We start from the raw sequence: 12,668 nt of genomic DNA, 5'->3' as shown, positions 1-12,668 counted from the left end.
TTTTCTTGTAAAGCAAGAAACAATCTTTTTAGAAAACGTGTCTGATTATAAGGAGGTTCATTTTTTTGTCTTTTCTGATTACTTGATGACCTCAATGCAAATTTTAGCAAACCAGAATTCCTTATCTTTGTTTCATGAACAATACCGAAATCATCGACCAGAATCATATCGCTTTTGAAGACCTTGACCCCAAACGTAACATCATTATCAAAGGGGCAAGAGTAAACAACCTAAAAAATATAGATGTTGCCATTCCTCGCAATAAACTTGTAGTGATTACGGGCTTGTCGGGTTCGGGGAAATCGTCTTTGGCTTTTGATACCCTCTTTGCAGAAGGACAACGGATGTATGTAGAAAGTTTGAGTGCCTATACGCGTCAGTTCTTGGGACGAATGGAAAAACCTGATGTTGATTACATCAAGGGTATTTCTCCTGCTATCGCCATTGAACAAAAAGTGTCGAGTAAAAACCCACGTTCTACCGTAGGTACTACCACCGAAATATATGACTACCTAAAGCTACTTTTTGCGAGAATAGGGATTACTTATTCTCCTATTTCTGGTAATCCAGTAAAGAAAGATACTGTTACGGATGTTGTCAATTATTTGTTTACCAAAGAAGAAGGACAAAGAGTAATGGTACTTTCGCCATTGTATTTAAAAGAGGGAAGGAAATTGGCCGAAGAAATGAAAATTTTACTTCAAAAAGGCTATACCCGTATTGTGATTGATGGCGAAACCAAATTCCTAGAAGAACTTTTGGAAGATAAAACGGCACTCAAAAACCTGCCTGCCATAGATTTATTTAGCAATAATTATAAAATTCTGATTGACCGTGTAGTGATTAAAAAAGAAGCTGATGGGCAACCCGACGAGGAAACCCAATTCCGTTTGTCAGATTCTGTCCAAACCGCTTTTTTTGAGGGAAATGGTACTTGTTTTGTCGAAATTATTGGGGAAGAAACTAAAACGTTTTCTGACCGTTTTGAGGCAGATGGGATAGTGTTTGAAGAACCATCTTTAAACCTCCTCAGTTTTAACAATCCTTATGGTGCTTGTAAGCGTTGTGAGGGCTTTGGAAGAATCTTGGGACTGGACCCAGACTTGATTATTCCAGACAAAGGTGTTTCTGTTTATGAAGGAGCAATAGCCCCTTGGCGAACAGAAAAAATGAGCGAATGGCTCGTACCATTATTGAAAAACGCAACCAAGTTTGATTTCCCTATTCATCGCCCTTATAAAGATTTAACAGACGAGCAAAAAGAAGTGCTCTGGACAGGCAATGAATATTTCTACGGACTGAATGATTTCTTTGCGATGTTGGAAAAAGAAACGCACAAAATTCAGTACAGGGTAATGTTGTCGCGTTACCGTGGGCGAACTACTTGTCCAGACTGCAAAGGCTCTCGCTTACGAAAAGATGCGGGTTATGTGAAAATTTCAGGTAAATCAATTATTGATTTGGTACTGATGCCTTTGAGTGATGTAAGCGATTTTTTCAAAAATCTTGATTTGCCCGATTATCAATATGGTGTTTCAAAAAGAATTTTGATAGAAATTGAAACTCGCCTAGAATACATGGAGAAAGTAGGATTGGGCTATTTAACCCTCAATCGATTATCTTCAACACTTTCTGGGGGAGAATTTCAACGCATTAAATTAGCAACCTCTTTAGGAAGTGCTTTGGTAGGCTCAATGTATATCTTGGATGAACCTTCTATTGGATTACATCCACGAGATACACAGAGATTAGTATCTGTGTTGGAATCCTTACGAGATATGGGTAATACCGTTATTGTGGTTGAACATGAAGAAGAAGTAATGCGTGCGGCCGACCAGATTATAGATATTGGTCCTGATGCGGGGAGTAATGGTGGAAAATTGGTTTTTCAAGGCAACTGGGAAACTATCAATGATATTGATGCCAAGGCGAATCCAGATGCTGGATTTTCGCATACAATCAATTTCTTAACAGGTAGAGATACAATTGAAGTACCTAAATTCCGTAGAAAATCTACGAGTTTTATTGAAGTAAAAGGAGCTTATGAAAATAACCTAAAGGACGTAAACGTAAAGTTTCCTTTGGGAATATTAATTGCTGTAACGGGAGTGAGTGGGTCAGGAAAATCTACGCTCATCCGAAAAATATTATATCCAGCCCTTGGGCGTCATTTAGGTACTTATACAGACGAAGCTGGGAAATATGCAGAAATTAGTGGTAGTATAGGCAAGATTGAAGCTGTAGAAATGGTTGACCAAAATCCCATTGGGAAATCGTCTCGCTCTAACCCTGTGACCTACGTGAAGGCTTATGACCAGATACGCTTATTGTATTCTGAGCAACCCATTGCCAAAGCCAGAGGCTATAAGCCAGCTCATTTTTCGTTCAATGTAGAAGGGGGACGTTGTGAAACCTGCCAAGGAGAGGGCTTTGTAACGATAGAAATGCAGTTTATGGCGGATGTAAAACTGAAGTGTGAGTCGTGCGGAGGCAAGCGTTTTAAACAAGAAATTTTAGACGTCAAATTCAATGATAAGGACATTGCCGATTTGTTGGATATGCCCGTTGATGAAGCCATTGAATTGTTTAGAAAAGATCAACCAAAATTAGCCGACAAACTATTGCCTTTACAGGAAGTAGGATTAGGCTATGTGAAATTGGGGCAATCGTCTAATTCATTATCAGGCGGAGAGGCTCAAAGAGTAAAGCTAGCGAGCTTCTTGGGCAAAGGCAATCCAAATAAAGGAAAAACACTTTTTATTTTTGATGAGCCTACAACAGGGTTGCACTTCCATGATATTAAAAAATTACTAAAGGCCATTAACGCATTGGTAGAACAAGGCGATTCTGTCATTATTATTGAGCATAACATGGAAGTGATAAAATCATCTGATTATATCATTGATTTAGGCCCAGAAGGAGGTGAAAAAGGTGGGTTTGTTACCTTTGAAGGAACCCCCGAACTCATGGTGGAATTAGAAGGAAATTACACCGCTGATTTTTTAAAGCAAAAGCTTTCGTAATAATGTTTTTAATCTTATGGCGGTAAGATTAAAAAATTAGTAACTACGTTGGTGGTTAGATGATAATTGTTGTCGATGTCGTATTAGTTCTTGATAGGTAATTGTTCTTAACATCCCAATTTTAATCTTTCGTTTCAGTGCGTCGGTTTCAGATTTATACGTGTTCTGTCCTTTTAATAACTCTTCGGCGATATTTGTCACTAAGGCTTCAATTGAATCGACCTTTAGTAAAAGTGGTTTCTTGTTCATCGAATTTTAAGGCTGGCTAAAGTAAATTACGTATTCAAGAGAAGTTAGAGTCGTTAATTATGAACATAAGTTAATATTTTTGTTTGAAAGAAAAATGATTTTTCACCATTTTTTTTTGCCAAACAAACCTTTTTTTCTTTTTTAACCCCAAAAAACCATTAAAATCGTCCTATTTTATATGTTTTTAATATCAAAATACCACTTTGATTTATCTTAAAAACACCGTTACCTATAATGTTTACGAAATCTATCCAACTCTATCGAAATGCTTATTTAGGTTTACCAAAATCTGTATGGCTGTTGTCGGGAGTAATGTTTGTGAACAGAAGTGGCACGATGGTGTTGCCTTTTCTATCATTATATTTAACTCAGAAGCTTCATTATAGTGTAGCAGATGCTGGAATTATAATGGCAGTGTATGGGGTGGGGGCCTTATGTGGTACTTTCTTGGGTGGTAGACTTACGGATAAAATAGGTTTTTATTACATCCAGTTTTTTAGTTTATTATTTGCTGGTGTTATGTTACTGGTGCTCATGCACCTTACTAGTTTTTATGCTATTTGTGTAGGCGTATTTATTTTTACTACATTGGGCGATAGTTTTCGACCTGCTAATGCGGCAGCATTAGCATATTACAGTGAAGTTCAAAATCGTACTCGTTCTTTTTCTTTGAATCGATTGGCTATTAATTTGGGGTGGTCTATTGGCGGAGGAATAGGAGGGATTCTTGCTGAAATTGATTATGATTTACTTTTTTGGGCTGATGGCATTACTTGTATCGTAGCAGCTATGCTATTGAAATTGTTGTTGGAAACACCTGTAAAAGTAAGCCATAAAACGAGTGAAATGACGATAGAAAAACCTGTAGTACGCTCACCTTATCGTGATAGTGTTTATTGGTTTTTTGCCCTTTGTGTTACGCTCTATGCCATTTCGTTTTTTCAATTGTTTAGCTTAGAACCTCTCTATTTTAGAAAGGTATATCATTTACCAGAATCTCAAATCGGATTATTGATGGTTTGTAATGGCTTGATGATTGCATTTATAGAAATGATATTGGTACATCAATTAGATGGTAAGTTTTTGAAAACAAACCTCATTGCGATAGGTACATTATTGACAGCTTTTTCATTTTGGGTATTCAATATTTACTCTTATGTAGGTATCCTCTGGGTTTCTATTATTTTGAATACCGTTGGAGAAATGTTTGCAATGCCATTTATGCAGAGTTTTTCGATAGAACGTTCAGATGAATCTAATCGCGGACAATATATCGCGATGTATTCTATGTGTTATTCTTTTGCACAAATATCATCGCCAACCATTGGAGCTCAATTGGCCGAACATTTTGGATTTACCACTTTATGGTATGTAATGGGTAGTTTTTGCATGCTGTCGACATTAGGTTTTATTTATTTGAGACGATTGAAATAAAATCTGATGCAACCTTTAGGGGCAATATTGTATCTTTGAGTAAGCTGTTAGCTTTGCGCTATCAGCTTTCAGCTATCGGACGTCGGTTTTCAGCTTTCAGTTGTCGGCTTTTGTTTGCAGTCGTTGGAAAGATAAAGTTGACTACAGTAACAATAGAAAAACTAATAGCTGAAATCTCATAGCTCAAAGCTCAAGTCTGACAGCAGATAGCCGAAAGCAGACAGCCAACAGCTAAAAATACCGCTAAATAAATTTAATATGTCTTTAAAAAACGCCAAAATATTAGCCATCGACGATGACCCAGACGTACTGATTGCTGTTAAAATGTTGCTTCGACCAGAAGTAAAAGAAATCGTTACCGAGAAAAATCCAGAACGGATTCAATCTTTATTGGCACAAACCCAGTTCGATTTGATTTTGTTGGATATGAATTATAAAAGCTCGCTGAATACTGGAAACGAAGGTATTTTCTGGCTTAGAAAAATAAGAGAAATTAATAAATCTGTAGCCGTAATAATGATTACAGCCTATGGTGATATTGATTTGGCCGTGCGTTCAGTAAAAGAAGGAGCGACAGACTTTGTATTAAAACCTTGGAGGAACGAAAAACTATTGGTTACCATTGAGGAAGCCCTTGAAAAGTCTGCCTTAGAAAACCCTATTTCAAATAAAAACAAAAAAACTACTGCTCCGATAAGCACCAACTCGTTACTTGGCAAAAGCGAGGCGATGCAGGATATTTTCTATAAAATTGAAAAGATTGCTCCAACTGATGCCAATATCCTGATTTTAGGGGAGAACGGAACAGGAAAAGGCGAAGTAGCTAAATTGATTCATCAAAAATCATTAAGGGCAGGCAAACCTTTTGTACATGCCGATTTAGGCTCTTTGACTGAAAGTTTGTTTGAATCTGAACTGTTTGGACATAAAAAAGGAGCTTTTACTGATGCTAGAGAAGACAGAGCAGGTCGTTTTGAATCTGCCAATAAAGGCACATTATTTTTAGATGAAATCGGGAATATCTCTTTACCACAACAAGCTAAATTACTGACGGTCTTACAAAATCGTGAAGTAACCCGTTTGGGGACGAATACACCAGTACCCATTGATATTCGATTGATTTCTGCAACTAATGCTCCTATCAAAGAAATGTCAGCACAAAACCAATACCGTAAAGATTTAATTTATCGACTGAATACCATCGAAATTACGCTACCTCCGCTTCGTAATCGTGGAGATGATGTAGTAATATTAGCCGAATATTTTACCAAAACCTACGCACAGCAATATCATAAAAACCTCCGTGAAATAGATGATAAAGCAAAAGAGAAGTTGCGTAAATATGCTTTTCCGGGGAACATCCGTGAATTACAACATGCTATTGAAAGAGCAGTAATCATGTCGGATGAACAAGTATTAACGGCACGTGATTTAGATTTGAGTTCTTCTATAGAAAATCCAATCAGTATTGTTAACGAAAGCAATACCTTACGGATAGATGAAATGGAAAAATCAACTATCTTGAAGGCTATTGAAAGGCATGACGGAAATATTACCAAAGCTGCTCGTGAACTAGGGTTAACCCGCACAGCTTTATATCGTCGTTTAGGGAAATATGATATATGAGCTTTGAGCGGTGAGCTGTCAGCTTTGAGCTTTCGGATACCTATTTTAACATGAGCAATAAGTAATAAAATCTCATAGCTCACAGCTCAATGCTTATAGCTCAATACTCACAGCTACTTATTTAAATTACTTATGTTCAAACTCAATCGCTATGAAGTCAGTCTGACGCTAAGGGTACTTTTGCTGTTGGCAAGTATTACTTTAGCGGCATTTTGTATTGTTAATGAAAAATTTACCCTCTTGTTTTTCATCGGTTTAGTACTGTTTTTTCAAATCCTGAGTTTTGTGCAATTCATCAATAAAACCAATACAGAACTTACTCAATTTATAGAAGCGGTTCAGTACCGAGATTTTTCTTTGCAATTTGCAGAAAAAAATGCTCCTGTTTCTGTACGACAACTCCGTAGAGCATTCAACCAGATAAACGGAACGTTTAAACAACTGTCGTCTGAACGCGAAGAACAATATCAATACCTCCAAAAAATCTTAGAATTAGTGGACACGGGTATCTTATCTTACGACCAAAATGGTGAAGTAGGGTGGATGAACGAGGCATTCAAAAGGATGTTAAGTATTCCTTATTTAAGAAACATTTCTTCCTTAGAAAAGCGAAATCTTTATGTTTTTCAAGCCATTAGTTCTTTAAACAGTGGCGAAAATCAATTAGTGAAAATAGACCAGAAGCAAGTATTGTTAGCCAAAACCACCTTTCTAAATGACGGAAAGTTAACACATTTGATTGCTTTTCAGAATGTTAACGAAGCCATAGAAGATACCGAAGCACAGGCCTATCAGAAATTATTGAGAGTAATGACCCACGAAATCATGAATTCTGTAGCCCCGATTGCCTCTTTGGCTGAAACGATGGAAGGAAGATTGAAAAATGGGCAAAATGCTAGCAACACACAGTTGTTAGAAGACATTACTTTGGGGGTATCGACCATCAAAAAACGAAGTGCTAACTTATTGAAATTTGCTGATACTTACCGACAACTAGCCAAGGTTTCTATTACATCTTTCTCCGTTTTTTATATCAGAGACTTATTTGAAAGTGTAGAAATTCTGCTTGAAAACCAAATAGAACAGAAAAACATAGAATTTGATGTAATTTTAAAAGATTTTGATTTACAAATAGAAGGCGACTTGGCTTTGATAGAACAAGTAATTATCAATTTGATGATTAATGCCATAGATGCCGTAAAAGAATCAGCTAATCCCAAAATCGAAATAGGAGCTTACCTCAACCAACAAGACAAAGTAGTGATTGAAGTAAAGGATAATGGAATAGGAATGTCAGCTGAGTTGATGGATAAAATCTTCGTACCGTTTTTTACTTCCAAAACCAATGGTTCGGGTATTGGTTTAAGTTTATCAAAACAAATCATGGCATTGCATAAAGGAAGTATCACTGTCAATTCTGTAGAAGGACAAGGAACAGCTTTTAGGTTGTCGTTTTAATAAAGAATAATTAACTTACATCAAAGTCAAGTACAGAAACCACATTATTTCGTTATCCACTTACTTCTTAACAATCTCCATATTTCCTATGCTGTCAGTCTGTTTAATGGTCCATTCTGGATTGAGTACAATTTCATAATTAGGGCCAACAATTTTATTGCCTTCAATCTTGATAGGTAACGGAAACGTGAAAAGTCGGCTATCAAAGCTGGCTAATATTCCTGCTGGTTGTTCATCAGTACCTATTGTCGTGGTTTTAAAACTCCCGAAGTTCTTTCCAGTTATATCTGTGCCAGTAATGGTGGTGTAAATCATACCTTTACCTTCAAGTACTAGTGTCCCATTCATATCGAAAGAACGGTTATAAATATCCTCTGCTAGTTTTACTGTTAGCACTTGCTTATCCGAAAAGATTTTTTTGAACCAAGCAATTTTATGGTCAAAAGTGGTCTTTCGTACCAGTTCCTGTTCATGAATTGTAGCGTAATTACGGCGTGTTGATGCGATACTAAATGTTACACTATCTATCAGAATATCAGTATTCAGATAGTGGTGTTCAAAGATGTCAGCGAAATTGTAAACCTTATTTAGTCCGTTACGCCAATTCATACTTAAGAAATCAAAAAGTAATCCATAAGCAGGACCAGTAGCATAAGGAAAAGTACGAGTATAAGTAGGTGCCTGTTCACGTCCCCGAATTTCGCGGATAGCTAATTGATATTTATCGGAATAATCAGAAAACTTAAATCCAGTATAATTTGCGAGGCCCTCACAACTTTCTATTTCTAGCTCATTTTGAGTGAACTCGGGATGGAGTCTTTGTCGTAGTTTACGAAACATTATGGCATCATTTAAAGCTTCCGTTACTTTAGTTTTAGGTGCATTGTGTTGAGCCAGTTGCAGACCATCTGCTAAGGCTTGGTATTCAAGTCGGAGGTATTGCCTTGCCTGATATTCATCAAGATATTTAATAGGGTTGCCATTCAGTTCAATATGTTTTTGTTGCAGTAGATGAAATAGTTCGTGGATTACAGTAGCACAACTATCGCTTAGATAACTAGTAAGGATTACGGCGTATTTTCTGCCCTTATAATCCTGTGGTGCATTACTCTGATTCAATTCTCGTTCACCCGTATTGACTAACCAAAGAGAATCTGTAACAGTACCGTCTTTCAATGGCAGTAGACTGTAGAGTCGGCGTTGTGGGTCGAGCGCTAGCAGACTGTCATTCCAGATAGGTGCTCCCCAAAACTTGCCGTTATCTTTTTGAAGGATGGTATGAACACGGTTAAAGGTAGCCTTCACTTTTTTTATAGTACGGGCTAGTTCCGTTCGTTTATTTTCAACTACGGTTGCCAGTAATTCTTTCCACTCCGATAGTCCGTGAAGGTTAGTCAGATCAGAGTCGGTGCTGATATGGTCATAATTGTTGTAGAAGCGTTTAACAATTAATATGCGAAGAGCAGATAGAGCCTGTTCAGATTTACCACCAAGAGCAAGGATACAAGCACCGTCATATAATTGGCTACTACTCAGCGCTTCGCCTCTTTCTTGATAATAAGGTGCAAAAATAGTAGAAGCCTTGCTATAATCTTTTTGCTGATAGGCAGCCATGGCTTGGTCATATGGGTTTGTCTGTGCCGAAGCAGCGATGAAGTGCATTAGCAGTATCATCAGTAAGGTTATTTTATACATATTGTTTTTTATTGCAAAGAGCGGAAATTGTTATCGAAAAAACGGTTAAATAATGCCAAATGAAGGTTAACGGAAGGTTAAAAACAGTTGTGGGCTTTTCTACTTTTGGGTTTAAATGTACATTTGTCTATGCAATTTTCTCAAAAACTAGCTTTACTGATTTGTGGATGTGTTTTAGTGTTGGGAGGCTTATGTCTAATCCAATATCGTTTGGTACGCAATACCTATCGTTTAGAACAAACTGCTTATTTACAGCAAGTAAAGCAACGGCTAGCAGATAAAACCCAATCATTATCTGATTCACTGAACCATCAGGTGATGTCGGCACTCCTCAACCATGTTCAAGGAGATTTGGAAAAGAACCAGAAGCCTCGGTTAGATACTTTTCAACAACACATTAATTTTATAGCTGATAATTATAGACGTGATATTGCTAACAGTCTTGCACATGACAACCTGCTTTCAGAGATGACTTATGGACTACAATACAACCAGATTGTGCTGTATAATGGACAAAAGTCGGATACTCTTTTAAGTGCTACAGCAAAACCTCTTAATCTTACAGAAACCCCAGATATTACCTTTTTTATTGGAGACGGATTGCAACAGTCAGGTTTCCCTTTACAGATTAATAATCAAATTAAAAATTATCGATTAGCTGTTTGGACAAAACAGGTGATATTTGCTCCACACTGGCAAGAAGTAATGTTCAACCGCATGGCGCTAACATTGGTAGGTAGTGTGTTACTTATTCTAGCAGTAACAGTTATCTTTTTCTTAGTCTTTATGGCATTGCTCCAGCAGAAAAAGATTGCTGATATTACCACTGATTTTGCCAATAATATGACTCATGAGTTGAAAACCCCTCTGAGTGCCGCCTCTGTAGCAGTAAAATCTCTTAGAACACCTGAAGCAAAACTGAATGAAGATTGGTACAATGAACTACTTAACCAGTTGGATGGACAGCATGAAAAGATTAGGCGGATAATGGATAGTGTTCTGACAAGTGCCATAGACCAGCCATTAGGTATGGTACAGTTGAGAGAAATTAGGCTTTCGTCATTCTTAAAGGAAATCGAAATATTGGTAGATGATTCGGGGCGGGAGTTAAGATGTGAAGTAAATGACGATATACTTATCAATACTGACCCTGATATACTAATGGTAATATTAGCTAATCTAATAGACAACGCTTTAAAATATACTGCAACAGGGACACCTTTACATATCTATGCTCAAACAACAGGACGTATACTAAAGCTTAGTGTTGAAGACTACGGAGAGGGAATACCACCAGCATATCAGCATTATTTGTTTAGAAAATTTTTTCGTGTGCCACGACCAAATGGAGAACATATCCGTGGCTTAGGGCTAGGTTTATATCTGTGCCGTATGCAGGCTAAACAACTTGGGGGAGATATCACATATCAACGAAATACTTTTGGTGGAAGTACATTTACCATAACTTTACCTTATGACAAAAACGAGCTTACTACTGGTAGAGGATGATGCAGATTTGGGTCGTTTGCTCACTGCATATCTTCAGGTACAGGGACTAGATGTATCTTTAGCTAATGATAGTGAAGGAGCATTGGGGTTATTAAAAGAACGAAACTTCGATATAGTAGTACTTGACGTTATGTTGCCTAAAGGGGATGGATTTTCTTTAGCCAATTTAATAAAAGTTCGGTATCCTAACTTACCATTTTTGTTTTTGACGGCCCGCAGACAAAAAGAAGATGTGCTTAAAGGACTGAGTTTAGGTGCGGACGACTATATGGTAAAACCTTTCGATGCTGACGAACTGGTATTGCGGTTACAAAACATACTCAGGCGAAGCAATGGAGCTGTACCATATGATGACATTCTTATAATAGGAGGTTTTAGCTTTGAGCCATCTCAACTCAGATTGTCATACGGTTCAACTTCGGCGATGCTCACAAAAAGAGAAGCTGGGGTGCTAGAATTACTTGCTAAAAATCTGGGGCGTATTGTAAGCCGAAAAGACGTATTAGAACAACTGTGGGGCAATGCTGACTATTTTAATGGTCGTAGCCTTGATGTGTACATAGGTCGTTTACGCAAAATATTAGAGCAGGATTCTCAATTACGACTAGAAAGCGTGCGAGGGTCTGGTTTTATTCTTCATGTGTTACAGTAAATATTTAACTTAAGCATACGAACGACACTCATAGAAAAGTAGCTCATTCTTTCAAAATTATATGTTGAAAGCTTTATTGATTCAGTTCTGAACCAATAAAGCCATGACATTTATGCTTTTTTGAAGTTATATCACACCAATCCTACTTACTATCACTAGCAGATGATGTAAGAAATACTTCTTTATCCCTTAAAAACATTCCAACCCAAAGAATAGCCAGAAAAAAGGAAGAAGCTATTAATTGCCCCCCAGCTATTTCTAAACACAAAGCTCCCGCAAAGTAACAGCTTGCTAATAAGAACCCTATTTTGTTGGTTTTAGGATAGATAAATAGTCCAACAATGATTAATTCAGTTACGCCAAGGGCGGTGATATAATTACCAAATCCCATTTTGGTTAAAAATTGCATCACAGACTCGGGTTCTGCTCCAATAATTTTCATTACTCCGCCCATGATAAGTACTATAGAAGGAATCGCCATTAGTATAATGGAAATAATGCGTGTTGTTTTATTCATGTTGCTTTATTCATGTTATTTTATCTGTTAATAATCGACCAAAATTAGCTACATTTACTATCCTTGGTATAGTACTATCCGTTTGGATAGCACTATCCAAACGGATAGTAACGCAATACGATAAAAGAGACAACGAAAAAATAAAATGCTAACACGGGAAGGGTGCCCTCAGAATGTACTTGCCATCAAAGATGCTTTAGAAGCATTAGAAGGTAGATGGAAATTGCTAATAATGCTATCGCTATCAACAGGGAACAAGCGTTTTACACAAATATCAAAAGAAGTGTATGGCATTACGGATAAAATGCTTTCTAAAGAATTGAAAACGTTAGAAGCGAATAAATTGATAAAAAGAGAGGTTTTTGATACTTTTCCACCGACTGTAGAATACTCAATTACAGCCCATGGAATGTCTATTCAGAAGCTCATGGACGAATTATATCATTGGGGTTTAGCTCATCGAAAAGTAATCATGGGGAAATAATGTAGGGATAAAGCATGTATT

General features: G+C 37.2%; 10 protein-coding genes. 7 read left to right on the top strand and 3 right to left on the bottom strand.

The features are described 5' to 3' along the window. The first annotated feature begins 134 nt into the window (after positions 1-134). Positions 135-3,023: an excinuclease ABC subunit UvrA gene (gene uvrA / locus J2Y60_RS19895; RefSeq protein ID WP_309922937.1), complete on the top strand. Its 2,889-nt coding sequence runs from the start codon at positions 135-137 to the stop codon at positions 3,021-3,023. A 36-nt stretch (positions 3,024-3,059) separates the two neighbouring features. Here the strand turns inward: uvrA and J2Y60_RS19890 are convergent, their stop codons facing one another. Continuing rightward, complete coding sequence (locus tag J2Y60_RS19890) at positions 3,060-3,272, bottom strand: hypothetical protein (protein WP_309922936.1); 213 nt, start codon at positions 3,270-3,272, stop codon at positions 3,060-3,062. A 234-nt stretch (positions 3,273-3,506) separates the two neighbouring features. On the opposite strand from J2Y60_RS19890, the gene J2Y60_RS19885 reads away from it, so the two are divergent. From J2Y60_RS19885 to J2Y60_RS19875, 3 genes are all read left to right on the top strand, one after another. Continuing rightward, positions 3,507-4,706 (top strand): MFS transporter, encoded by a 1,200-nt coding sequence (locus J2Y60_RS19885; RefSeq protein WP_309922935.1) that lies wholly within the window; start codon positions 3,507-3,509, stop codon positions 4,704-4,706. A 258-nt stretch (positions 4,707-4,964) separates the two neighbouring features. Further along, the gene (locus tag J2Y60_RS19880) at positions 4,965-6,332 is read left to right on the top strand and encodes a sigma-54 dependent transcriptional regulator (RefSeq protein WP_309922934.1); all 1,368 of its coding nucleotides are present in this window, start codon (positions 4,965-4,967) and stop codon (positions 6,330-6,332) included. 132 nt (positions 6,333-6,464) lie between these two features. After that, positions 6,465-7,790: a HAMP domain-containing sensor histidine kinase gene (locus J2Y60_RS19875; RefSeq protein WP_309922933.1), complete on the top strand. Its 1,326-nt coding sequence runs from the start codon at positions 6,465-6,467 to the stop codon at positions 7,788-7,790. A 60-nt stretch (positions 7,791-7,850) separates the two neighbouring features. On the opposite strand, the gene J2Y60_RS19870 is transcribed toward J2Y60_RS19875, so the two are convergent. Then, positions 7,851-9,485, bottom strand: coding sequence for a hypothetical protein (locus tag J2Y60_RS19870; protein WP_309922932.1), 1,635 nt, complete (start codon positions 9,483-9,485; stop codon positions 7,851-7,853). Positions 9,486-9,614: 129 nt separating this feature from the next. On the opposite strand from J2Y60_RS19870, the gene J2Y60_RS19865 reads away from it, so the two are divergent. Continuing rightward, on the top strand, positions 9,615-10,994 hold the full coding sequence (locus tag J2Y60_RS19865; RefSeq protein ID WP_309922931.1) for an ATP-binding protein: 1,380 nt from the start codon (positions 9,615-9,617) through the stop codon (positions 10,992-10,994). Beyond that, positions 10,960-11,646 (top strand): response regulator transcription factor, encoded by a 687-nt coding sequence (locus J2Y60_RS19860; protein WP_309922930.1) that lies wholly within the window; start codon positions 10,960-10,962, stop codon positions 11,644-11,646. Before J2Y60_RS19865 ends, J2Y60_RS19860 begins: the two co-directional genes overlap by 35 nt. A gap of 142 nt (positions 11,647-11,788) precedes the next feature. Here J2Y60_RS19860 and J2Y60_RS19855 read toward each other — a convergent pair whose 3' ends face one another. Further along, complete coding sequence (locus tag J2Y60_RS19855) at positions 11,789-12,163, bottom strand: DoxX family protein (RefSeq protein ID WP_309922929.1); 375 nt, start codon at positions 12,161-12,163, stop codon at positions 11,789-11,791. 145 nt (positions 12,164-12,308) lie between these two features. Here J2Y60_RS19855 and J2Y60_RS19850 point away from each other — a divergent pair, with 145 nt between their 5' ends. Further along, the gene (locus J2Y60_RS19850) at positions 12,309-12,647 is read left to right on the top strand and encodes a helix-turn-helix domain-containing protein (RefSeq protein WP_309922928.1); all 339 of its coding nucleotides are present in this window, start codon (positions 12,309-12,311) and stop codon (positions 12,645-12,647) included. Positions 12,648-12,668: the final 21 nt, after the last annotated feature.

The organism is Arcicella sp. BE140 (genome assembly GCF_031456255.1).
Lineage (GTDB): Bacteria > Bacteroidota > Bacteroidia > Cytophagales > Spirosomataceae > Arcicella > Arcicella aquatica.
Note: the sequence above shows the minus strand (reverse complement) of the source record. Positions and strands in the feature narration are given on the sequence as shown.

Coding starts and splice junctions, on each gene's coding strand:
- uvrA (WP_309922937.1), top strand. CDS start 135: ATGAACAATACCGAAATCATCGACCAGAATCATATCGCTTTTGAAGAC.
- J2Y60_RS19890 (WP_309922936.1), bottom strand. CDS start 3,272: ATGAACAAGAAACCACTTTTACTAAAGGTCGATTCAATTGAAGCCTTA.
- J2Y60_RS19885 (WP_309922935.1), top strand. CDS start 3,507: ATGTTTACGAAATCTATCCAACTCTATCGAAATGCTTATTTAGGTTTA.
- J2Y60_RS19880 (WP_309922934.1), top strand. CDS start 4,965: ATGTCTTTAAAAAACGCCAAAATATTAGCCATCGACGATGACCCAGAC.
- J2Y60_RS19875 (WP_309922933.1), top strand. CDS start 6,465: ATGTTCAAACTCAATCGCTATGAAGTCAGTCTGACGCTAAGGGTACTT.
- J2Y60_RS19870 (WP_309922932.1), bottom strand. CDS start 9,485: ATGTATAAAATAACCTTACTGATGATACTGCTAATGCACTTCATCGCT.
- J2Y60_RS19865 (WP_309922931.1), top strand. CDS start 9,615: ATGCAATTTTCTCAAAAACTAGCTTTACTGATTTGTGGATGTGTTTTA.
- J2Y60_RS19860 (WP_309922930.1), top strand. CDS start 10,960: ATGACAAAAACGAGCTTACTACTGGTAGAGGATGATGCAGATTTGGGT.
- J2Y60_RS19855 (WP_309922929.1), bottom strand. CDS start 12,163: ATGAATAAAACAACACGCATTATTTCCATTATACTAATGGCGATTCCT.
- J2Y60_RS19850 (WP_309922928.1), top strand. CDS start 12,309: ATGCTAACACGGGAAGGGTGCCCTCAGAATGTACTTGCCATCAAAGAT.